Below are 22,944 nucleotides of genomic sequence, written 5' to 3' on the forward strand. Positions count from 1 at the left end.
GCTGTATCTTTAGAAAAAGAAAACCATTCGTAGAGTTCCTTACAAAGGCTATTCCCTCCCATACCGATTAGCATTTGAAGCATAGTCTCAAAAGTTAGTTTTCGGTTTCTTGAAAAGTCGTGACCAGGTCTCCTAACATAGTCATCCAGTGTAGCTGCCATTGATTTGATATTTTTTGATAAAATTCCCTTGATTTTTGAAGGTCTAAGCGTCGTTTTCATTCAGCGTTCCTCCTTGAAAAGTGTCTTTAAGGATTGGACGCCGATTCCCCAGCTTTGTCAAGTGTTTTTTCTTTTTGTGAAGTGTTATTATGTCTACCTAATCAATGAAAAATCCCAATTACCATAAATCTTGTGGCAATCGGGATTCTAAAGTAGTTAACTTAATGACATTGACTTTAAGGGGAGCATATCAAAGAATCCCACGGCTCTTGTATTGCTTAGTAGTCATGATTAATAAAATAAAAATTGATATATATATACCAGTAAATGACAATATATTCCTAGAATTTCGCAGTCCAAAAGCATCAACAATAATTGGGAGTGTGTTCTATGAAGAAAGGAATTATTGTCCTTTTAACAGCAATGGCATTGTCAGTTTCCCCAGTAAGTGTGTTTGCACAAGACAGCCATGTTGTGAGCAGTTTTGGAGACAACGAAGACAGAGAAAGCTATGCTTCCAAGCATGGCCCGTTGCCTAAAACAGGTTTCGATTCTTACAACTTGCCTTACAAGAAAAAATTTAAATTCGTTAGATTTTATTTGCAAGACGATAACGAAAAAGGAATGCGTATGGTTATCTATGATTCTAATGGTAAGTTTTTTGCTGAGGCAACAACCTCGAAGAGTAATGACTACCGCGTTTTAATTGAAAAAGAGGCTACTGGTGATGACGGGGATTACGAAATTAAAATCATCTCTAATGATGGTGAAGGCGGATTTGAATATCCATTTGAATCAGCAGCGAGAGCATACTAATTAATAAACAAGTGCCGTTGAGGAAAGATTCTCACGGCACTTTGTTGTTTATAATTTTTAAAAACCTATGTCTTCTACTTTATTCAACGAAAAACTGATAGTAGTTGGATCAAACGCAAACGTCAAATGTTTTTTATACCCACACCATTTACAACGAATTATGTAATCAACCTCGAAAGGCTGATCAGTAATATGAACATCCTCGACTTGCTTGTATCTTTCATGTGCATATCTTTTGCAGTTTGAGCACAATTACTTTGGCAATTCTTCATTTAGACAATTGTAAATTGAATCATTTACTTGCTTATTATATTCCCGATCCATAGAAACCTCCTTTATAACTACGGTACGTTTGCTCCTTCTTTGTTCTACACTCTGTTTTAATATCCTTCATTAGCGGACATTCGCGACCATACCATCGCCCCGAAGGGCTAGGGGCCTGTATCCATCAGGAAGTTAGTTTAAAACCTTGATTTTTCTTCTAATTGGTACATGCCGTTATCAAATCTTTTAATATAACATATTATGTAGAGCAATATGAAATCTATACAAATATTGCGAAGGAGATGGATATAAATGGCGTCATTTGAAGTTGGGGCAAGATGTCTTTTCAATTTTCGAAATGAACGCTTTTTTCTATTAGTTGAAGATGAAATTACAGTGCCTGATAAAGGTGTGGAGATTGATCCGGTTAATATCTATGAAATTGACCAGCAAACTTTCAATTTTATCAAAGGCGAAGGAGATACTAACGTTTGTGTACCAGTTGTTACACTTCCAACTGTACCACCTGGTTTTAAATTAGAACGAAAATGTATTTTTACAGTAGATAATTCATACTGGGTAATCTATGATTTAGAAAATGGAACTGATGAAAATGTTATACTAATCATCGATGCAGCTTTATTTAATTCATTAAAAAATGCCGGTGTTCGTGAATGTGTTCCTCAAAATTTCATTAATTAAATGGATTAGACTTTAGATAGAATACTATTCAGAAAATTTACCCCCGTAGTTTTTTACAGGGGTAAATTTTTATGTATGAGCCCGTGATGTTGTAATAAGTTCTTCTATTGTATACAGAACGTACAACGCATATAACAAGAACAAACGTTCTGCATGAGGTGATAACATTGCATCTGGAACATTACATTGGTCGGGAAATTGAAATCATTTATGAAGATAGGCATGGTGAAATTACGCAGCGACATATCGTAGTGCGGAACATTCGTGATGCCCTAATCAATGCCACCTGCATGAAGGCGAAGGCGTGGCGGCCATTTCGCCTAGAACGAATAGTTTCATGGCAGCCGGTGAAGGGGAGAACAGCGTAATGGCCTCTAGATTAGGATCAGGCCTCTGGCAGGGATTTGTGATTCTGGAGCATAGAAAAGTATATTGGGATTTGCAAAAGGAGCAGCATCGACGTGAGCAACCTGTGCTGGATGAAGCAAATAGGAGCTCGGCTGCTGCCTATCGTGCATTTTTTCAGCCAAGAAACACAGAAAACCCTCAGGTTAGACCGTCTTCCCTGAGGGTTCGTCATTTCAAAGTATCTTTGTTCTTTACCGTAAAATGAAACCTTTTTATTTTTTTACCATCGTTTTGGCCAGCTTGATCAGGTCTTCCTCCGTCAACGGATTTCCTGGATTGGTTGAAATCGAGAACCCTTTACTTTGTTCATGCCAACTTAGTAAGTTACCAATAAATTTTGGATCAAGTTTTGGATTTTCCTTTTTCATATCTGCAGCAGTTTTATAGACAAATCCTTTTTGTTTCTTATCCTTCTCTTCAATACGACGACTCGAGAACTGAATATAATCTTTCCCGTTCACGAAATGTAACTGGATAAAATTTGTATCCTTCCACTCAAGTTTCTTTGAATATACCTTTTTGCCGAGCTTTTTAGCTTCGGCTTTCATGGCTGCTGCATAGTCATTCGGGTACGGCCCCACGATAAACACTTCCTTGAAGGCATAACCCTCCGGCAAGTCAGCAGGCTTCTGCGGAGCCGGCTCTTTCATAACATCCAACAACTCCTCATAGTCCTCGTATTTCTCATAGCGCGGCCGAAAGTTACCATAACCAAAAACCTCAAACCCCTTTTGCTGAGAACTACTATATATCAGATACATATCATGCGGATTTTTCTCTAATAGTTTATCGAGTTTAGTCTTCTCCGCTTCCTCCAACTTATCGCCTTCACTCATAGCCTTTGGTTCAGCCGCTGCCGTCTTCATGGCAATGTCACTTACAGCATGGGCTGGCGCCGCCCCCACCGGAAGGTTCATGGAACCAAATAATAAGATACCGCTTATCGTTGCGAGTCCTAATTTCATCATCATTTTCATTTCAAATTGCCCCTCTCTAGTTAATCTTTTGATCGTCTCATCTTATATAACAATTTACACCATTCATTTCGTGACATTATTTTCAGTAGGTTCAAGATACCTCAAGTTTATACATTCTCTCTACATCTTCCCTGAGGGCTCACAATTGGTCTTAAAGCGAATGAAATTGAACCTTATTTCTCAAAAGCCGACGATTTTCCAACTCAAAAATCGCGTGACAGCAGTAACTCCAGTCTAATACTTTTTTTCTTTGAACATTTTTAATTGAACATATTGTGGAATGTTTTGGAATGTAGGAAGTATCCCTAGTTTCTGGTTTGAAAAGGATGAACCATTAAATTAAGCCTCGGATTACTTCCGAGGCTTTTTTCTTTAACAACGACAAAACCACAGTAAAGAAGATACAGTTATTGTTCTGGATCTTCTTTTTGTTTGACGAAAAACTTCTAACAAAACTTCTAACAAATCTTCTAACATCTCACGGAACCAAAGGGAACCAACCGGAACTATAATCACAGGCTAATTAGGTATATTGATGCTTTAGGATCGTTGCGGAACCATGCAGAACTACTAGGTAACGCATTCGTAATGCGTGGGTCGGGGGTTCAATTCCCTTCTCCAGCACCATGTAATGTCGATAACGGCGCGGTTTCCGAGCAATCGGAGATCGCGCTTTTTCCCTTTTTAGGACTGACTTCTAACATTCTTCTGTTACATGCTGTACGTTGGGGGTTAATCGAACTTACTCATCTGGTCTTTTGGAAACAATACCCTCCCTTTCCGTGCTCATTTCAGATCCTTATCCTTGCCTAAAACACAAATGCCCACAAAGAGTGTCACTTTTTCATTCACCCCCTCTCAGGAGGGAGCCAACGCCTACGTCGAATACTGTGAAGAAATTGGACGCGAAGTGGCAATGTCATCGCCATATGGCACAAACCTAGTTGGCCAGCTTGCGAAGCTGCGCGGGGTGACAGCGCTGGACAAGCCTGTTGCAAATATTCCTAGTGGAGACACGGCAACGGTAGAGCTAAAACGGGAAAGTGATTGCATCCGGGAAATTTAAGAATGGCCTTGTCACAGCACCTGTCCGCGTTATCGCCGAAGCTCTCGGCGCAAAGGTCGGATATGACGGCAAAAAAGCCACTGTAAACGGAATGACCATGGTAGGTAGCCAGACGGTTGGGGGAACAGCTTATGCACCTGTCCGTGAAGTGGTTGAAACTGCTGGTGGACGAGTGATTGGATGGGTAGGGAAAGAAAGGAAGGTTACCATTTCAAAATAAAGTGGAGAACATATAGAGCTCCAACCAAATAAAAGAGCTCTATATGTTTTTTATTGACCATTGGAGCAATAAATCGTTTTATCTTTTGGCGATATACTTGATTATGGAATTTTATACAAAGAAAAATATGGAATCTACTTCCTTGATTAATAGGGTTAAATTGTATAATATGGTCAATGTAAACTTGGTGTTAAAAACGTTTACAAGGAATTTATTGTGTGGGTACTAGAGGGAGAATGGGGGAAAACAATGAAAAAGTTTAAAGTACTTATTAGAGCCACTTCTTTTGTACTAGCATTTGTTTTGTTCTTTACCTCGTCAGCAAGTGTGTTTGCAGCTAATGAAGCACATTTGCAAATGAGCCAATCCGCTGAACAATACCAGATAGAAGAAACTGTAGTAGAGGAACCTGTAGTAGAAGAACCTTTTGTGAAAGAGCATTACGAACCTCAGGGCTTTGTTCCTGCACTACCGTGGGTCGGTATGGGTGCGGCTGAATTACTTAAATGGTTAGGAGCTCTTGCTGTTACAGGTATGTTAATCTATGAGGCTAATGAATCATGGGCTTCAGTTAACGATATGTACCGAGAATTAACTAATAGCCGAAATAATGACAAACCAAAATTTTTTGTTGCGCGTCTTCAGAATGGATACAGAGCGCCATTGTTACTTGGAAAGCCGCTAACAGAGGGTGAAGCAGAAGCTTATTTAAGACAAAGTATACGTAATGATGTATGGGCAGCAACTGAAAAAGATGCAAAGGGACTCGCCTTTAGACTTGGACAAGGGAAAATTTCTCAAAAGGAAAATCACTTTTCACCAAATGGTAGAAGCGATCAGTTGTACTATGATCATTATCATGGCGGAGCTGATTCTAACCGAGTAACAGGTCATATTTTCTTTGGTCCATACGGTCGACCGGGTATTAAACCGTAATCTGTGGTAAGGTATAGCTAATACTAAAAAAACCTCTAGTACCTACTCAAGTGAATTCATTTAAAAGGGGACAGACAATTGCGGCCAGACATCTTAACTTTATATGAAAAATTCTTGTTATTAAGCATTCCTAACCCATTTACACTGAGTGACATTGATACACGGTTGAAGACAAAATATTTTGCTGAAGAAGTCGATTTAGATCAGTTTGAAGGATTAAAGAAAGATCCATATGCTCATTATGAGTCTATTGTTAAAGCTTATACATTTCGTGATGAAAGAGGATTTAATCAGCTTGAAAAGCTTAATCCTTCAGAATATTTGAGTTCAGAAGAAATCAACCTGCTTATTAATTCTGACGACAACATTTATATGTCAGGGGGAACTACGCAAGGAACATCGTTTTTACTGGCTCTTGAAACAAACATATTTGGTGGAATAAAAAAGGAAAGCATGGTCTTGGGGAATGAGGAATTTGAAGACTATTTAAAAGCTCTATATTTAACAGGATATATTGATCTTGAAGATGATTTCTTGTTGGAAAAGGCTCATGAGCGGTACAGAAAGGGGAATGTGTTAAAGTATTTCGGGTACACACAAGGAGAATCAACATTTTAAGATACATAAAAAAGAGCAGTTGAGAAAAGAATCCCACTGCTCTTGTTTGTGGTTGCATTCAAAATTGAAATAACCGAAAAAGGAACCAATACTGAGATGAAGTGCCAAATGTACTAGCATCTATACTAATATACACAGTTGCTCCTGGAGGAAGTTGAAATCCATCTAGAGTTTTAGCTTTTTCTGGCCCATTGGATGGGTCGGCATAAAAAATAGATGTTTGTTTGCCTGAAGGATATTGAATAATCATTCCAATTCTAAGATAACTGTTTTCATCTTTTGGCTGTATAGCTGCACGCAAAACCAAGTCCTTCCCGGTTATATTCGTCCATTTGAACCAATCCTGGTCACTAGCAGAGTCGATATACATGTTAACATCTTGCTGTCCTACTCCCCATCCGCTAGAAATCATTTCTGGGAACAGAGAAATTGCATTCTCCTTCGTATCTCCTACTCCTGTCATTGCAAATGCGCTTTGCGAAAACACTCCCATAGCCAATACAAAAACAATGAATGTCGAAAGCATGTTCTTTAACTTCATTTATACCACCCTCTCTACCTGTTATTACCATATGCTACCATTATAGGTGCTATTTAGGGTATAGTCCTTATGAACTAATTTATGGGTTAGCAAAATATACACGGATTTGAAATAGATCCAGATCATTTTCATAGATTGAATAGTATGAAAAACATAGAGTCGTAAGTAATTATGAATGCCCCATTTAAAGTAGACGTATAAAATCACGAATGATAAGATATAAATAGAAAAGGAGCCGTGCGGGAACACGACTCCATGCAATCGCCGCTTTTAAGGGCGGCAGGCTTTTAAGGCAATATGGTTACACAGAGGTAGACTGCATTCCTTGGTCGGGGCGGTCTACTTTTTCTTTAAGTAGGTGAGTAAAGCAAGAATGAACATCCCAAAAAGGAACATCAAACTTAACGCTTCAAATACGCTCACTGGCATCACCTCCCTTCCGGGAGATAAGCCGACCGCCCATAAAGCCCTATTGCCTACTCATAATATCATAGTTTCATATATTGGAAACAGGGGAACTTAACGTTCCTCTTTTTTACTTCGAAATAAACTCCTTTGATTTATAAAAAGTCTACCATAACAACGGATATCCGTGACCATCGCCCCGAAGGGCTAGGTTTCGGCCTGTATCCATCAGGCCATCGTCAGGCGGTTATTGTTCCTTCGTAGCAGGGGATATCTTGTTTACTCTTTCTTGTCCTTCTTTGATGAATTAAATCCTTAAAGAACACCACATTTAGCTTTAACCTGCGATAACCTATTTTTAATATAAATCCACTTTACTTTTATGGAAGATAGTAGTATATTTTGGATATAATATATAAAAGGAGGAAAAACATGAAAAAAGGTTTATCTTCTCTCATTCTTTCTTTTTTGTTCATCTTTACTCTTCTAACTCCAATTGTAAGTGCTGCTACAACTGGGAGTGTGACATCGACTCGTGCACAAAATTCTGCTAAATGGATTGAGATTACAGGGTCAGGGAAGAAAATGACATTTACTGCTAGCTACAGTGGTAGTGGAGGCTCCTACGGTGGTGACGCAGTTTTGTATAAGAAACTTGACAGTAACAATGTGCAACATATTGCTACACTTTATGTCCGGCCAAATAAGAGATTTGACTCAACAGATGTTTTGCTTGATAAAAATGCAACTTATATCCTTCAAGCAGATGTAGATGTCAAAGCAGCTTCGAATGCATCTGTAACAGCTTCTATTAGATAAAGTCTATTTTATGAGCTTTCATTTTGAATAGATCTATAGATATTCAAAAATCAGCAATAAGGCGTAACTAAATCTACGCTACAAATTGCTGATTTTTTATGAGTATTTTGCATGTTTGTCTAGCTCCTTTGTTACGGCACTAAGCAGCATGTTTACAAACTGAAAAATCATTGTGATATTAACGAAGTATTAGTATTGATTGAAAAATAACCTGCCATAGTTGCAGGTTATTTTTTATAAAAAAAGCCGGGGAATAAATCCCACGGCTTATACAGCGAAGTCCACAAAAACTGGGACCTTAGTCCAGTACCACATCTTAACTTGCGCGCGGAGAGCGCACTGGAATGGACAAGGATACCACCCTTGACATGACTTGTTAGAGGTTATCCTTACCTGTTTTTTTAGTGATGAAAGATTGAACGTTCTATTCTGTTTGTTAAACAGATTTACGTTGAATTAAAACGAGGTTAACGTTACACTCTCCTGCACGATAATGTTTGGGCCGCCAATAAGGCTAGACGTTGGTCCAATGGGAGGTCTAACGAACACGTTTTGTGTTACGGTGGCGTTTGCTACGGCATACATCTCAAAAGCAGGAAACGGCTCAATTAACCCATTGAATGAAACTGTCACAGAGCCACTCCTTTTTTCTCTGGCATCAATCCTTATCGTACCACGGATATCAACACTACCAATATCTAAAGGTGCTTCCGGTATGCACGGGTCTTTTGCGGATGCCTCCAGATCAATCTCGAAAATATTTGGTATGATCGTTCGCAAATTTTTAAAATGCATGTCATAAGTTGGTGATTGGCCATTACAAATTTCATAGCCGGAGGAACACTCAAGCCGGTAAGTGCAGTGTGTATTATGAATCTCAAACCTCGGGATAGGAACTTCGCCGCTCACATCAATGGTGATTTCGGAGTGCATCGCCGAGCTTGCAAGTGGATTATCATTAAAGCTTCGTTGATCGGTAGTGTAACAGTCAGGAATAAGAGCATCTATTCCGCCGTAATTCTTAGGAACTAGCATTGTTAAATTACCAGGATGATTGGGTACAGGTACTGTGATTCCAGGGATATCTCTCGGAATGAACGCATTCAACCACAACCTCACCCATCGGATTTTAGGTTGAATAGGAGGCTCATCCCCTCTTCCCGGTGGTTTGACACAGGAAGTGATAGTATACGGATTATCATCATAATCGCCAACCTGTGGGCCGGCTTCATTTGCTATTTTTTCAACGTTTCTCCTCGGTGAAAAAAAGAAGGTTGGATCGCTTATAACGAAGGCTCCGGCTTCGTGAAAAATCGATGCCCCCCCGTATTGAACATCATCTGGAAGTATCTCATTATTTCTGTCGGGAATTTTTTCGTCTCTCAGTCGTTTGATATCCACGACTATGTTCTGTTGTGGTTGTACCTCCGACACATCGATATCATACTGCTTTTTTCCGCCATAGTAATGTAGCAAGATACGAGGCAGTTGAGGATGATCTGTAACATTTTTGAGAATGAGAAAACTACGATGGCCTGGACTTAGGTTAAATGATATAGGCATCTGTTGAGTGGTTTGATGTAAATGTAAATATCTTATATCATCGTGCCAAGCAAAGCGACCTTTTTCATCAATATTGGTCAACTCAGTCACGATATCTGTCGTGAATCCATCGTGAAGCACACGTATACCAGCAATCCCATCCGCCAATTGGCTTTGGTATAACTGGCGTTGCTCTTGGAGGTCGATATCTATAGTAGAATTGGATCGAAGTGTCATTGGTTTTAACTCTAAAGAAGTTTGTTTGCCATGAATGTCTTTTCCATAAACTATGACCGTGACGTTGATATCAAACGATGCGGTATTCCACATCAGGAGATGAGGATGCATAAAGAATGTAGAACGCTCTAATAATACATCCAATTTCCCAAAGTATGCTACTGGAGCATGCAATTCCGTCCCCCTTGAAGGAGTTGGATACTCTGAGGAATTAGCAGCTTTGTTCAGTGATTGGTGAAACATAAGAGAAGTGGCAAAGCCACGTTCTTTATTGATAAGTTTACTTCGCCCCACAATAATCGGGCTCTTTAGTCCACTCGTGATCGTTAAGTTTTGAAGATGTGGGCAGCCATTACTCGAGACCGTTATTCCCCCCATTCTAGGAAGATTTTCCGAACCGAATAATTTTTCGACTTCAATCATTGGTGAAGCCATGGCTTCAAGCTTTAGATTCACAACCTTCTTTGTATCACCGCTCACCATTTCTACTTGTATTTCACATGGTGCTGGGGAAGTATTCTGTAGGGAAAAGTACGCTTTGGTACCGGGATGAGGAAGCCACCAAAGTGTTTTTAATTTTGTAGGAATAAGCGGTTCAGTTGGATTCTCAAACATGGTGTTAAATCCTAATTTTTCTTTTGGATTTAGAGTCAATATCCAAGCACCATAGGATTTCACTTTAGCTTCGGGTGGATCTACTGGAATAAGCACTGCACTCCCAAGTAGGCTGTTCGGTCGTGATCCGTCACCCCAGTGCTCATTCTCGGTGCCCTCTTCAGTTTTTTGTGAAATCTCAGATTTTAGCTCGGACTTCAGATCAAGACGTGTAGTTGCAAAGGGATTAATTGTAATAGCGTGAAGCTGTATGGTTTTACCGTATTCGATATTGAGTAATGGTATAATTGTTAGCGGTTTGGCCAAATGGTTCTTAATCTCCATGATACTTTCGGTGTCATTATCAATATACCAATATGGGGCATACTGGGAACGGTCCAGTACATTATTTATCAAATGCGTCATTTGCATTTCCTCCTTATTTTGCAAAACATAGGCGATCAAGGGAGTTTTTCATATACGTCCCTAATGTTCCTCTGATTACCTGAATTATGAGAGTAAAATCATGGAATGGGCAGATGAATCACTTCCTATGGACGGGGAAAAGCAATGGATTGTCATTAGCGATATTTTATATACATACCTACCTTCATATGTAATAATATTGTTATCCAACTTATTCCAATAATGAGGTGATACTATGGAATTAACAGTAGAATCGATTGCAAATAAAATGAGGGAAATATCCCAAAACGATCTGTTTAATGTCATGGCTTACACTCTAGGGTTAATACATGGGGTGGTTGAGGTAAATGAGGATGGAACGGAATCTCAAACAATTGATTTGATCAAGAATGTATACGCCGCTTACGAAATAGTTGTGGAGGAATTCCCGTCTGTTACGAGAAAAATTTTGAACTAAGTTTAAACAAGTAAAGCCCCGGAGTCAGTCCAAGGCTTACTTGTTGGCATTAATTGGGTACAATTTTGTAACATACATTATAATTAGGAAGAAACACAATTTAGCTGATGTAATGAGTTGCTAACCATTGTAACGGATTTGTTAACGGACTTGTTAACGAACAGGGTAAAACAGAGGAAAACAAAACCCTGTGGATAACCGACAAACCCTTATGTATCAAGACTTAGGCGAAACGAGTGAAGCACTTCCCCTAGACTTAGGATCTAGCGCCTTTGGCGTGGGGGTTCAAGTCCCTCTATGCGCACCATATCATTAAACCCTTGTCGGACAAGTTTTTTTTGCTGTTTATAGATAGTAAGGAGCACAAGGCTCCTTGTATTTGCTAACGGGCTTGCTAACCCAATAAACAAGCCTGTTGCTCCACAACCTATAGTTAAGCCTATTAATAGGAGACGTCTGAGAGCTTTATTAAATAACATAAATATTGTTTCTAATAAAACTCCTCCAAACATCCACCACGATGATGACAACAGTCCGCTCACTACTGCTAGAAGAAAGATTTCACCGAATAAAAAATTTGCTCCACTTTCACTTTCTGAACTATGAACCGAGAGATGGACACTTAAAAAAAGTGCCTCTCTCGGGTTCTTTATGTTTATAATTCAATTTATTTATAGAGAACGGAGTATGAGCATGCGGTATAGCGAATTACAGATTAAAAAAACTTGAAGAAACTCCAAACGTAATTCGTGTATCAGAGATGAATATATCATTCACTCCAGCCTTTAAACTTGCTGCAGTTAAAGCCTATAAGCTGGAAAAACGCCAAATGAGTTATTCCTTGAGGATGGTTTTGATTTAGATATTCTTAGTTCACGTAAACCAAAAGAGAGTTTGAAGCGTTGGAGATCTTTTACGCCGCTTATGGCGAATCTTGAGGAACGGCGAGGCAAAGGAAGCTCTGGAAGGCCCTACAGTAAGGAGCTTTCAGTAAGACGAGTTGAAACCAAGATCAAACTTGTGGACATAGGAAATGAGTTTCTAAAAAAGCTGAAGGCACTAGAAAGGCAGGCGAAGCAAGACAAACATTAAGCATATCATTGCGCTTCGAGCTAATTAATCGACCATTCGTCAATATAATATGAAAGGTTTGACTCGTCATCTCTGCTCACTTGCTAAATGTATATCGTAGGCCTTGTATATGGGCGAGACTGAATCTGTGGCTAGTCGTGACGAATACATCATGCACTGCTTCTGAATTTAGGACGGCCATAAAACAGAAGATCGGTAGCGGCACAACTCAGAGATGGCATTCCTTGATGGCTCGGGATCAACACAATAAGCAGACAGGAAATTGCGCGGTGATGGAAGGACAGTGTACTCAATCATAACTGTATAGTTCAAAAGGGAGGGGAGTAGATGCATAATAACTGGCATGTAAGATACAAATGGAAAAGGGGGATTTAAAGATGCATAAGGCAAGGCATGGTGAAAGAAGTTTCTTGGAGAGTAAATCAAAAAAAGCCCTGCTATTTGCGGGGCTTATTAATCTGTTTTTCCAACCAAAGTAAAGCCCCGGAATACTCCGAGGCTTTTTTTTTGATCATTTGTTTTTATATTGTCTTATCTTAAACTGGAAGTCCATGTTATGGCCGTCTTTAGAATTAATGGATACTTCCCACTTTTCATTAATAATGCCGCCATGAACCCCAACTGTCTTTATTTTTTGTTGGCCTGAAGGTATCGGAATGTCTGTCGCATAAGTTCTTCCATCTTTCATTAACGTCATGTACACTGTTCCTGGGCCATCATTTTTTACATAAATATCCATAAATCTTCCAGCATGGATGTTTGCAGTAAATGATCTCTGGAAGGATTCGTACCCAACGTGATGAACATCTCCTTCTAAGTAGTCGGTTTCAATTGAAAGAGTTTCTGATTGAGTTGGTACGATTCTAGTTGAATCAGGCGCAGCAGAAGCGAAACCAGTAAATGTTGATAACATCAGTACTGTTGAAATGACAACTAATGACTTTTTCATAGTAACCTCCTTGGAAATGTAAGGTAATGGTATACATTCCCAATATACCATATATAACCATTGAATTGTGTTGTAGAAGAGTCCTATCTGTGACAAAGAATCGAACTATTCGAGGTTTTACTTGTTGGCATTAATTAGGTACAATTTTGAAAATACATTATAATAGGAAGAAACATGATTTAAACTGATGTAATGAGTTGCTAACCATGGTAACGGATTTGTTAACGGACTTATTAACAAACAGGGTAAATCAGAGGAGAATAAAACCCTGTGGATAACCGGCAAACCCTTATGTATCAAGAATTAGGCGAAACGAGTAAAACGCATCCCCTAGACTCTTAGGATCTAGTGCCTTTGGCGTGGGGGTTCAATTCCCTCTACGCGCACCATATCATTAAACCCTTGTCGGACAAGGGTTTTTGCTGTCTATAGGGAGTAAGGAGCATAAGTGCAGTTTAAAGAATCCCATGGCTCTTTTCATTTACTTTGCTGTCCCAAATTTAGTTGTTTGACCGTCGCTTGTAGAAATGATAGTCCCTTGTTGCACGAAGCTGGAACTTCTCAGCTGTTCACAATAACGCCACCTGTGGCATGGATGAATTGTCCGGAAATATACGATGAGTCTTCCGATGCCAGAAATACATACGCGGGTGCGATCTCGCAAGGTTGCCCTGCACGTCCCATCGGATTTTTCTCTCCCCACTTCGCGACTTGAGCGGCAGGAAAAGATGCGGGAATAAGAGGCGTCCATATGCTTCCAGGGACAACGCCGTTTACTCGAATGCCTCTGCTGTGCAACGATTTCGAGAGCGACCGGGTAAAAGCAACGATGGCGCCCTTGGTGGCTGAATAATCGATGAGCTGTTCATTCCCCTCATAGGCAGTGAGGGAGGCGGCATTGATAATGCTGCTGCCCTTTTTCATGTTGGGAAGAGCGGCCTTCGTTAAATAAAATACCGAGAAAAAGTTGGTTCGAAACGTTCTTTCCATCTGTTCGGATGTTATGCTTTCGAAATTGTCCTGAATATGCTGCTCAGCCGCGTTATTCACGAGAATATCCAGCCTGCCGAATTGTGTAACGGTTTGTTCCACGATTTGTTTGCAAAAAGCTTCTTGGCCAAGATCCCCGGCAATACACAGACATTTGCGTCCTTTTTGCTCAACAACCTGTTTGGTTTCTTCAGCATCTGAATGTTCGTTAAGATAGACAATGACGACATCTGCGCCTTCTTTGGCGAAGGCCACAGCTATGGCTCGTCCTTGGCCGCTGTCTCCTCCGGTAATGATGGCCACTTTATTCTTCAGTTTGCCACCCGGTTTGTAGTTCGGGTCGTCATAAATGGGACGCGGGTTCATCACAGACTCAATACCAGGCTGCTTATCTTGGTGCTGAAGTGGATAAGGAGGTTTAGGCATGGATACGGATGCAGGATGTTTTTCGGCTACCATTGTCATAAAAACATGCTCCTTTATTTTTGAATTTGAAAATCTGGATGCGTTATTTTTGCTGTCTGGACATCGATCAGGTAAGGTTTGGAGGTTGATTTCGCTTCATCTAAGGCGATGCGAAGCTCATCATTTGTTTCTGCTCGTTTGGCCACCCATCCAGCTGCTTCCGCAATTTGGACGAAATTCGGGTTTGAGATGTCCGTCCCAAATGGACGGAGATGTTTCATCATCATTTTGTCGTGTTCCATTTGCAGGGTTCCATTATTGAAAATGATGACCGTTATGGGAAGTCTGTAACGTGCGGCTGTAATCAAATCGGCCTGTACCATTCCTAATCCGCCGTCCCCCGTAACACAAACGACTTGCCTGTTCGGGAATGAACATTTTGCTGCCATTGCGGCCGGCAATCCAAACCCCATCGTTCTCCAACGCTCCGACAACACCAATTGATGGGCTGTTCCCCTGAAGTTTCTTAGAAACCATAAGGTGACATCACCTTCATCCAGCGCAATAATGGCGTCCTTATCAATGTTTTGTTCAACGATGCTGACGATCAGTGCGGGATGAAGGGGTGACGATGAGATGGCACGTTCGAGTTTATTTTGTTCATTCCAAGCTTGTTTACATTGGTTCACGAGTTGCAGCCAATCGGGAGTTGGACGATAGTCTGCCATGCCTTCTGTAAGTGCTTGAAGTATCTCTGCGATATTGCCGATGATCCCGACTTGTGATGGAATGACCTTTCCGATAGCTGATATCCGTTCTTCGATATGGATCACTTGCGCATGTTCAGGGACATGATATTCCGGCCACCAGGAAGTACCGATGGCAAGGACGACATCCGATTGTTTGCATAAGTCGCTTGCAAAAGGATTTCCTCCTTCGCCCAAACCGCCGAGCAGGTAAGGGTGAGAATCCGCTATAATTCCCTTTGCTCCATAACTCATGACAATTCCGCATCCCCAGCGATCAGCCAATTTTCGGATTGCATTACAGGCAAGATTTGCTCGATTGCCAACAAGGATTACAGGGCGTTTCGCCTTAAGCATAAGATTCGCCGCTTGTCGGATTTGGCTCTGTCCAGCTAGTAGATTTGCGATTCGAATCGGTTCGCGCGGTTTTGCCCCGCAGGGAAGTGCCCATAGATCGGAAGGTATGGAAAGATGAACGGGAAGTGCCTGTTCCACTGCGGTAAACATGGCCTGTGCTAAGGCATCAATGACTGCATTGGGATGAATGACAATCCGGCTGAACCCGGTAATCGCCTGAACTAGTCCCTGCTGATCGATATACTGCTTATACGTCGTTCCGATCTTGCGGGTAGGCGCTTGACCTGATATGGCCAATACGGGAACGCGATCTAAGTATGCGTCTCCTAGGCCAGTCATTAAATTGGTCAAGCCTGGTCCCATTTGCGCGGCGCAAACTCCGATTCGACCGGTTAATTTGGCTTCGGCAGACGCCATCATGGCAGCGACAGACTCATGTTTTACGCCAATCCATTCCAAATCATTCTGGCGAGAGAGACCCTCCATTAAGCCAAAAATGGCGTCCCCGATCACCCCGTAAATCCGCTTGACGCCCCACAATTGCAGTTGCTCGATGATCACATCCGCAACCTTTTGAATTTCGGTTCCTTCCTGTGATTGATTTTCTTGGGCAACTTCCGTAAATATACTCATTTTGCCGACAGCTCCTTGCCTTTTTCTTAGTATGGATGTGCAGCCTGTTTACTATGAAGAAGTTTGGATGAATTTTACGGACGCTTCGGTTTATCAATTATCTTTGTTCGATGAGGATAGGGAGAACAAGAGGAAAATCGAAAGTGTAATGGATAGTATCAATGACAAATTCGGAGAAGCATCAATCATTCGAGCAAGCACATTTACTGACCCGGACAGACAAGAGACAGAGCAGCGAAGATTGAAGGCCATTGCAAATGAGTAAGAAACTACAGGGGAAGGGGATTTGGGTAAGCCAGCCGAATGATGCTACCTGAACATAAGGAAACAATCATACAGTACCGACAAGATTATGGACGACGCCCACGACATACAAAGCAAACGCGTGAGGCTGCTACTCGATGGAGAAAAGCAATGGCCGTCTTTAGAATTAATGAATACTTCCCAATTTTCATTAATAATTCCGCCAAAGACCCCACCCCAAGGCTTAGAAACAGTGTTTTTTAAGGTTTTTATAATTTTTTTTGAAATAGGGGTTGCATAACTAAATACCTTATGATATATTATTACTTGTCGCTTCTGACATTTCGTTTTACACCACAATTTGCGGACATAGCTCAGTGGTAGAGTATCGCCTTGCCAAGGCGAGGGTCGCGAGTTCGAATCTCGTTGTCCGCTCCATTATATATGCGCCCTTAGCTCAGCTGGATAGAGCGTTTGACTACGAATCAAAAGGTCGGGAGTTCGAATCTCTCAGGGCGCGCCATTTTAAATACAGTATCGGGACGTAGCTCAGCTTGGTAGAGCACCTGGTTTGGGACCAGGGGGTCGCATGTTCAAATCGTGTCGTCCCGACCATCTAAATATGCGGGTGTAGTTCAATGGTAGAACTCCAGCCTTCCAAGCTGGTAGCGTGGGTTCGATTCCCATCACCCGCTCCATATGCGGACATAGCTCAGTGGTAGAGTATCGCCTTGCCAAGGCGAGGGTCGCGAGTTCGAATCTCGTTGTCCGCTCCATATATATGCGCCCTTAGCTCAGCTGGATAGAGCGTTTGACTACGAATCAAAAGGTCGGGAGTTCGAATCTCTCAGGGCGCGCCATTTTAAATACAGTATCGGGACGTAGCTCAGCTTGGTAGAGCACCTGGTTTGGGACCAGGGGGTCGCATGTTCAAATCGTGTCGTCCCGACCATCTAAATATGCGGGTGTAGTTCAATGGTAGAACTCCAGCCTTCCAAGCTGGTAGCGTGGGTTCGATTCCCATCACCCGCTCCATTTAAAAAAGTAACGCCGAAGGGCGTTTTTTTTGTATGTATAGATGGGATGAGAAGCCCAGGGTTCGACCGTCCGTAAAGACTTCGAGGAAATACTCAAGTAGGACGAGCGTCAACATGAACAATAACCGAATGGATCTGAGAGGCTCCATTTTTTCAGATCAGACATGTTGAATGCCGCGCTGCTGCTTCTTGAAATACCGGTTCAGGTCGCGCGTCCGGGAGATAGCGTGAGGTGCCGACAATGGGGAGGCACGATAGCACCGGAGTATTTCCATCATTACTCATCATGAAATCAACGCGCCGGGAGGCGTTTTTTTATTTTGATGAAATTCGGTAATGCTTTGCTCAGCAGACGATCATGTATCAATTGTGGGCGGTACACGAAATATAATGAGTAGGATTATTGCTATACATAAACCAAATTGTAAGACGAGGAGAGAGGGGGACGATATCCGAAAACAACAAATTGTAAACCCGAACCAATGTAAGGGGATACAATTCAAACGTGCGATTTTTTCAATGAAAAGTAAAGATTTTCGTCTCAATTTGTAGTATGATGTTAAGAAAGTCTTTATCAGAATGAACTGAATTGCAGAGATAGGGGGAGACGAATGACTGATCTAACGTTAACCGCAAACAAGGTGAATTCTAACAATATGTTGCGGCGGGACGTTCGTTTTCTGGGTAATATACTCGGCGAAGTGCTCGTCCATCAAGGTGGTAATGAATTGCTTAATATCGTGGAGAAGATCCGCGAACTCAGTAAATCATTGCGTGCCGTATTTTTACCCGAGTTGTATGAGGAGTTTAAGCAACTCATCAATACGTTGAACCCCGAAATCCGACATCAAGTGATTCGTGCATTCGCTATCTACTTCCAGTTAGTGAATATTGCAGAACAGAATCATCGGATCCGTCGTAAACGCGATTATGAACGCTCTGCCGGCGAAAGCATTCAACCAGGATCCATTGAAAGTGTGATCATGGAGTTGAAGGAGCGCAAAGTGTCCGAAGAACAATTGCAAGAAATAATTGAAAGCATTTCTTTGGAACTTGTCATAACGGCGCACCCGACTGAGGCGATGCGTCGGGCCATTCTCGATATTCACAAGCGTATTGCAGATGATGTTACGATGTTGGACAATCCAACGTTGACTCATCGTGAGCGCGAACAATTGCGAGATAAGCTGTTGAACGAAGTCATTACACTCTGGCAAACGGACGAGCTGCGTGATCGCAAGCCTACTGTACTCGATGAAGTGCGAAATGGTTTGTTCTATTTCAATGAAACGCTGTTCGATGTATTGCCTGATGTATATCATGAATTGGAGCGCTGCCTGGATAAGTATTATCCATCAGGGGGATGGCATGTGCCAACTTACCTTCGCTTTGGCTCCTGGATTGGTGGCGACCGTGACGGCAACCCTTCTGTTACCCATGATGTAACATGGGAAACGCTGAAAATGCAGCGTACACTTGCAATTCGCAAATACGAAGAACGCTTGAAATCGCTGTTCCGTACGCTAAGCTTCAGCACATCAATTGTATCGGTGTCCGAAGAATTGCTCTCCTCTATTGCTGAGGACAGCCGCAATGTAACATTGACGCATGCGGGGTTCTGGAACAACGAGAAGGAACCGTACCGTATTAAGCTGATCTACATGTTCGAGAAGTTGAATAATATACTGGATGAGTCGACGAAGGGGACAATGCAGCGTTATAATACGCCGCTTGAGTTCTTGGAAGATCTGAAAATAATCGACCGGAGCTTGCGACACCATTTCGCGGATTATGTATCAGACACGTATGTGAAGAAACTGATTCGTCAAGTAGAACTGTTCGGCTTCCACATGGCGACACTCGATATTCGTCAGCATAGCAAAGAGCATGAAAATGCGATGACGGAAATTTTGGCTAATATGAATATCGTGGACAACTACAGCAGTTTGAGTGAAGAAGAGAAGATTGAGCTTCTTAATCAATTGTTGAATGACCCGCGTCCATTGATATCGGAATATATTCAATACAGTGAGTCCACAACTGAAGTACTGAATGTGTATCGTATCGTCTATGATGCACAGAAGGAATTCGGTGAAAAATGTATTACCAGCTATCTGATCAGTATGGCTGAGGCAGCAAGCGACGTTCTTGAGGTAATGCTGCTTGCGAAGGAAGTCGGTTTGTTCCGCAAAGAGAAGGGCAAGGTTCAATGCACCTTGCAGGCTGTTCCGCTCTTTGAAACGGTTGATGACCTTCATGCTGCACCAGCGATCATGAAGACGCTGTTCGATTTGCCGATTTACCGCAGTGCTGTTGAGGCGATGAATGATTTGCAGGAGATCATGCTTGGTTACTCAGACAGCAACAAGGATGGCGGAGCATTTACGGCGAATTGGGAACTTCGCATGGCTCTGAAGGAACTGACTGCGACTGCAAAGAATTACGATGTAAAATTGAAGTTCTTCCATGGACGCGGCGGTGCACTCGGTCGTGGCGGTATGCCATTGAACCGCAGTATTTTGGCTCAGCCTCCTCATACGATTGGTGGCGGAATCAAGATTACGGAGCAGGGTGAAGTGCTGTCTTCCCGTTACTCTGTACAAGGCATTGCATATCGAAGTTTGGAGCAGGCTACTTCTGCGCTCATTCAAGCGGCAATGCTGGCTCGTACTCCGCATACGGATCTGTATGAATCCAAGTGGAAGGATCTGATGGAGAGCATCTCCCAGGCTTCTTTGAAGAAGTATCAGGACTTGATCTTCCGTGATCCGGATTTCATGACATTCTTTAAGGAGTCCACACCACTTCCGGAAATTGGAGAGCTGAACATCGGTTCACGTCCTTCCAAACGGAAAAATAGCGACCGCTTTGAGGATTTGCGTGCGATTCCGTGGGTATTCGCATGGACACAGAGCCGATACCTGCTCCCTGCATGGTATGCAGCTGGAACAGGACTGCAAAGCTTCTATCAAGGCAAGGAAGAGAATATGGAAACGATGCGCCATATGTATCAACATTATTCTTTCTTCCAATCTATGATCGACAGCTTGCAGATGGCACTTGCGAAAGCGGATCTTGTCATTGCCAAGGAATATGCGGGCATGATTAAGGACGAGACGATTCGCGAGCGTATTTTTACTCAAATAGAGGAAGAATTCAAATTAACCTCTTCATTAATACTGCAAATTACCGGACAAGAGGATATTCTCGACAATGTTCCTGTCATCCAGGAATCGATTCGCTTGCGCAATCCATATGTGGATCCGCTAAGCTATATGCAGGTTGAACTGTTGGAAGAGCTGCGTGCGCTTCGCGAGAACGGTGAGGATGACACGGTATTGCTGCGTGAAGTATTGCTTACCATTAACGGTATTGCAGCTGGACTTCGGAATACAGGTTGATAATGTCGGAATGATCGATTCCGCAGGCTACGTCGATACGTAAACAGCACGAAGTAGCGACGATGCAGTCGAGTCTTGAGCGATCAAGGCTCGACTTTTCCTGTGTTTAAGCATCGGAAAGGGTGCGCTGGCGAGAAAGAGCAGCATTGCTCCTTCACGACACACCCATACCCTAGGGCAGCGGCAAGCAGGGAACAGAACTTCCCGGATGAGCCATTGAGCATTGCTAAAATATTGGTGATGTTCGTGAGCACAGTGAGTTACGTTGCTCCCAAGGTTCGCATTCCTGCTTACGATGTCCGGCATTGTCATTGAGCCCAATGATGGAGAAAGACATCGGCATAACGAGCAGTGAGGATGGAGGGAGACCGCTTGGATACGCTAGAACAACGGCTCGCGAGATTGGCTCGAAAAGGGGATACGCGAGCGTTTGCCGAGATTGTCGATTTATATAAGGATAAAATATTCCATCTTGCCTATCGCATGCTGAGCAATCGGCACGAAGCAGAAGATGTTGTTCAAGATACATTTCTGCGCGTATATCGCAACTTGGATCGATACGATGAAAATCAGAAATTTTCAACTTGGATTTATCGGATCGGAACGAATCTGTGCATTGATCGCTTGCGCAAACGGAAGCCAAATTATTCCCTTGATGCAGAGATGAATGATCAGGAGGGTATCGATGGGTATGCAATGATCCCTAGCGATGATCGCACGCCGGAGACGTACTTGCTGGTAAGTGAGACGCAGAAATTGGTTCATGAGGCAATAGAAAGTCTCCCTGCCAAGTATAAGACCGTGATGGTGCTTCGTTATTTAAAGGATATGTCGCTGCAGGAAATTAGCGATGTGCTGGATATGCCCGTAACCACAATCAAGACAAGGGTGCACCGGGGAAGGGAATTTCTCCGCAAGAAGCTGGAACGTAAAATCTGATAAAAAATAGCAGGCTAAAGAGTGAAACTATTTTGCATTCAGGTCGTATCGTATAACAAGCCGAATGAGCCTTGGCCAAAATGTGTACATTGCTGGAAAGGACTCATCGGCGCATGACGATATGTCACAGACAAGTTCATTCTTTATAGGATGAGCTGCCGTATCTGATTGGAGACTCCATGAAAGGGTTGGCTCAAATGGATTGCAAACAAGCCGTCTCATTAATGCATGATTTACTAGATGACGATTTGACACCGGAATATGCACTCGAATTGAAACAGCATATGCTTGCATGCCCGGATTGCCGCGAACGATTTCGTCAGTTAGAAGAGATGGATCGTCTGCTGTACAGCTTCAATCACCGTGTGCAGCCTGTATCGGATGATTTGACGGCACGGGTCATGAGCGTTATTCCGAAGCCGAAGCAGCAAAGTGCGTTTATGCTGTGGGTCAAACGTCACCCGGCCATTACAGTAGCAGCCGTCTTTGTGTTGGTCATGATGACAAGCGCGCTAAGTATGTGGAATGCGGATAAGCAGCTTATGGTCAAGGGCGCTGACCTGAATGGGGTTGTCGTAGAGAACAATAAGGTCATCGTACCTTCGGATAAAGTAATATCAGGTAACTTAACGATCCATAACGGAGTCGCGGAAGTGTACGGCAAGGTGAAGGGCGATGTTACTGTCATTGACGGTAAGTTGTATCAAGCATCTACGGCAAATATTTCGGGATCGGTTCACCAAATCGACGAAGCTCTAAGCTGGATGTGGTACCAGCTTACGAACTTGTTCGGCACAGGGCCGTCGCTGCCATAAGTCAGCATCCGTATCTGTTGTACCGAGGCTCTCCTGCAGCTATTGCAGGAGGGCTTTTTTGTAAGCATGGATAAGGCTGGAATATAAATTTTGCTTCATGATGACGAAAAGGTTATAGTTATACGTAGAGAGATGCTTCATCTTCTCA

Annotated in this window: 20 protein-coding genes, 8 tRNA genes and 1 pseudogene; 21 read left to right on the forward strand and 8 right to left on the reverse strand. The window is 42.4% G+C overall.

What is annotated here, in order from left to right; all coding sequences use genetic code 11:
• Positions 1-221 (reverse strand): annotated as a pseudogene (locus ACQ5BJ_RS25860) (IS4 family transposase); the annotation flags it as partial.
• Positions 222-551: 330 nt separating this feature from the next.
• On the opposite strand from ACQ5BJ_RS25860, the gene ACQ5BJ_RS25865 reads away from it, so the two are divergent.
• The 3 genes from ACQ5BJ_RS25865 (at position 552) to ACQ5BJ_RS25875 (ending at position 2,311) form a co-directional block, all read left to right on the forward strand.
• Complete coding sequence (locus tag ACQ5BJ_RS25865) at positions 552-977, forward strand: hypothetical protein (protein WP_430111031.1); 426 nt, start codon at positions 552-554, stop codon at positions 975-977.
• Positions 978-1,553: 576 nt separating this feature from the next.
• Positions 1,554-1,943 (forward strand): hypothetical protein, encoded by a 390-nt coding sequence (locus tag ACQ5BJ_RS25870; RefSeq protein WP_005544446.1) that lies wholly within the window; start codon positions 1,554-1,556, stop codon positions 1,941-1,943.
• A gap of 158 nt (positions 1,944-2,101) precedes the next feature.
• Positions 2,102-2,311: a hypothetical protein gene (locus ACQ5BJ_RS25875; protein ID WP_430113424.1), complete on the forward strand. Its 210-nt coding sequence runs from the start codon at positions 2,102-2,104 to the stop codon at positions 2,309-2,311.
• A 252-nt stretch (positions 2,312-2,563) separates the two neighbouring features.
• Here ACQ5BJ_RS25875 and ACQ5BJ_RS25880 read toward each other — a convergent pair whose 3' ends face one another.
• Positions 2,564-3,328, reverse strand: a complete 765-nt coding sequence (locus tag ACQ5BJ_RS25880) for a hypothetical protein (RefSeq protein WP_430111025.1) — start codon at positions 3,326-3,328, stop codon at positions 2,564-2,566.
• Between the two features lie 916 nt (positions 3,329-4,244).
• On the opposite strand from ACQ5BJ_RS25880, the gene ACQ5BJ_RS25885 reads away from it, so the two are divergent.
• The 4 genes from ACQ5BJ_RS25885 (at position 4,245) to ACQ5BJ_RS25900 (ending at position 6,168) form a co-directional block, all read left to right on the forward strand.
• Positions 4,245-4,394, forward strand: coding sequence for a hypothetical protein (locus ACQ5BJ_RS25885; RefSeq protein ID WP_430111023.1), 150 nt, complete (start codon positions 4,245-4,247; stop codon positions 4,392-4,394).
• Positions 4,372-4,614, forward strand: a complete 243-nt coding sequence (locus ACQ5BJ_RS25890) for a stalk domain-containing protein (protein ID WP_430111020.1) — start codon at positions 4,372-4,374, stop codon at positions 4,612-4,614. The genes ACQ5BJ_RS25885 and ACQ5BJ_RS25890 overlap by 23 nt, the downstream gene beginning before the upstream one ends.
• Positions 4,615-4,863: 249 nt before the next feature.
• Complete coding sequence (locus ACQ5BJ_RS25895; RefSeq protein ID WP_430111017.1) at positions 4,864-5,550, forward strand: hypothetical protein; 687 nt, start codon at positions 4,864-4,866, stop codon at positions 5,548-5,550.
• Between the two features lie 78 nt (positions 5,551-5,628).
• Positions 5,629-6,168, forward strand: coding sequence for a pyruvate kinase (locus ACQ5BJ_RS25900; RefSeq protein ID WP_430111015.1), 540 nt, complete (start codon positions 5,629-5,631; stop codon positions 6,166-6,168).
• 58 nt (positions 6,169-6,226) lie between these two features.
• Here the strand turns inward: ACQ5BJ_RS25900 and ACQ5BJ_RS25905 are convergent, their stop codons facing one another.
• Positions 6,227-6,709 carry a hypothetical protein gene (locus ACQ5BJ_RS25905; RefSeq protein WP_430111012.1) on the reverse strand — a complete coding sequence of 161 codons (483 nt, stop codon included), beginning with the start codon at positions 6,707-6,709 and terminating at the stop codon, positions 6,227-6,229.
• Between the two features lie 339 nt (positions 6,710-7,048).
• Positions 7,049-7,138, reverse strand: a complete 90-nt coding sequence (locus ACQ5BJ_RS25910) for a putative holin-like toxin (protein ID WP_254912210.1) — start codon at positions 7,136-7,138, stop codon at positions 7,049-7,051.
• A 408-nt stretch (positions 7,139-7,546) separates the two neighbouring features.
• Here ACQ5BJ_RS25910 and ACQ5BJ_RS25915 point away from each other — a divergent pair, with 408 nt between their 5' ends.
• Entirely contained in the window at positions 7,547-7,933 is a 387-nt protein-coding gene (locus tag ACQ5BJ_RS25915) for a hypothetical protein (RefSeq protein WP_430111009.1), read from the forward strand.
• Positions 7,934-8,389: 456 nt separating this feature from the next.
• Here ACQ5BJ_RS25915 and ACQ5BJ_RS25920 read toward each other — a convergent pair whose 3' ends face one another.
• The gene (locus ACQ5BJ_RS25920) at positions 8,390-10,732 is read right to left on the reverse strand and encodes a hypothetical protein (RefSeq protein ID WP_430111007.1); all 2,343 of its coding nucleotides are present in this window, start codon (positions 10,730-10,732) and stop codon (positions 8,390-8,392) included.
• A 235-nt stretch (positions 10,733-10,967) separates the two neighbouring features.
• Between ACQ5BJ_RS25920 and ACQ5BJ_RS25925 the strand changes: the two genes are divergently transcribed.
• A complete protein-coding gene (locus tag ACQ5BJ_RS25925; RefSeq protein ID WP_430111004.1) occupies positions 10,968-11,189 on the forward strand; it encodes a hypothetical protein in 222 nt (73 codons plus the stop codon).
• Between the two features lie 1,603 nt (positions 11,190-12,792).
• Here ACQ5BJ_RS25925 and ACQ5BJ_RS25930 read toward each other — a convergent pair.
• The 3 genes from ACQ5BJ_RS25930 to ACQ5BJ_RS25940 all read right to left on the reverse strand — a co-directional run bounded on the left by ACQ5BJ_RS25930 (position 12,793) and on the right by ACQ5BJ_RS25940 (position 16,361).
• Positions 12,793-13,230 (reverse strand): hypothetical protein, encoded by a 438-nt coding sequence (locus tag ACQ5BJ_RS25930; RefSeq protein WP_262866459.1) that lies wholly within the window; start codon positions 13,228-13,230, stop codon positions 12,793-12,795.
• 561 nt (positions 13,231-13,791) lie between these two features.
• Positions 13,792-14,685 (reverse strand): SDR family oxidoreductase, encoded by an 894-nt coding sequence (locus ACQ5BJ_RS25935; RefSeq protein WP_430111002.1) that lies wholly within the window; start codon positions 14,683-14,685, stop codon positions 13,792-13,794.
• Between the two features lie 14 nt (positions 14,686-14,699).
• The gene (locus ACQ5BJ_RS25940) at positions 14,700-16,361 is read right to left on the reverse strand and encodes a thiamine pyrophosphate-binding protein (RefSeq protein ID WP_430110999.1); all 1,662 of its coding nucleotides are present in this window, start codon (positions 16,359-16,361) and stop codon (positions 14,700-14,702) included.
• A 67-nt stretch (positions 16,362-16,428) separates the two neighbouring features.
• On the opposite strand from ACQ5BJ_RS25940, the gene ACQ5BJ_RS25945 reads away from it, so the two are divergent.
• From ACQ5BJ_RS25945 to ACQ5BJ_RS26000, 12 genes are all read left to right on the forward strand, one after another.
• Positions 16,429-16,626: a hypothetical protein gene (locus tag ACQ5BJ_RS25945; RefSeq protein ID WP_040735020.1), complete on the forward strand. Its 198-nt coding sequence runs from the start codon at positions 16,429-16,431 to the stop codon at positions 16,624-16,626.
• A 341-nt stretch (positions 16,627-16,967) separates the two neighbouring features.
• A tRNA-Gly gene (locus ACQ5BJ_RS25950) sits at positions 16,968-17,042 on the forward strand.
• Between the two features lie 8 nt (positions 17,043-17,050).
• Positions 17,051-17,127 (forward strand) — tRNA-Arg (locus ACQ5BJ_RS25955).
• A 15-nt stretch (positions 17,128-17,142) separates the two neighbouring features.
• Positions 17,143-17,219, forward strand: a tRNA-Pro gene (locus ACQ5BJ_RS25960).
• A 9-nt stretch (positions 17,220-17,228) separates the two neighbouring features.
• Positions 17,229-17,302, forward strand: a tRNA-Gly gene (locus ACQ5BJ_RS25965).
• Between the two features lie 3 nt (positions 17,303-17,305).
• Positions 17,306-17,380: transfer RNA gene (locus tag ACQ5BJ_RS25970), tRNA-Gly, on the forward strand.
• A 7-nt stretch (positions 17,381-17,387) separates the two neighbouring features.
• Positions 17,388-17,464 (forward strand) — tRNA-Arg (locus tag ACQ5BJ_RS25975).
• 15 nt (positions 17,465-17,479) lie between these two features.
• Positions 17,480-17,556: transfer RNA gene (locus ACQ5BJ_RS25980), tRNA-Pro, on the forward strand.
• A 9-nt stretch (positions 17,557-17,565) separates the two neighbouring features.
• Positions 17,566-17,639: transfer RNA gene (locus ACQ5BJ_RS25985), tRNA-Gly, on the forward strand.
• 613 nt (positions 17,640-18,252) lie between these two features.
• Positions 18,253-21,042, forward strand: a complete 2,790-nt coding sequence (gene ppc / locus ACQ5BJ_RS25990; RefSeq protein ID WP_005544434.1) for a phosphoenolpyruvate carboxylase — start codon at positions 18,253-18,255, stop codon at positions 21,040-21,042.
• Positions 21,043-21,414: 372 nt separating this feature from the next.
• Positions 21,415-21,981 (forward strand): RNA polymerase sigma factor SigW, encoded by a 567-nt coding sequence (gene sigW / locus ACQ5BJ_RS25995; protein WP_005544433.1) that lies wholly within the window; start codon positions 21,415-21,417, stop codon positions 21,979-21,981.
• Between the two features lie 197 nt (positions 21,982-22,178).
• Positions 22,179-22,796: a zf-HC2 domain-containing protein gene (locus ACQ5BJ_RS26000; RefSeq protein WP_040735545.1), complete on the forward strand. Its 618-nt coding sequence runs from the start codon at positions 22,179-22,181 to the stop codon at positions 22,794-22,796.
• Positions 22,797-22,944 lie beyond the last annotated feature (148 nt).

The sequence above is a fragment of the Paenibacillus sp. B1-35 genome, assembly GCF_050474385.1.
Classification (GTDB): domain Bacteria; phylum Bacillota; class Bacilli; order Paenibacillales; family Paenibacillaceae; genus Paenibacillus_B; species Paenibacillus_B alvei.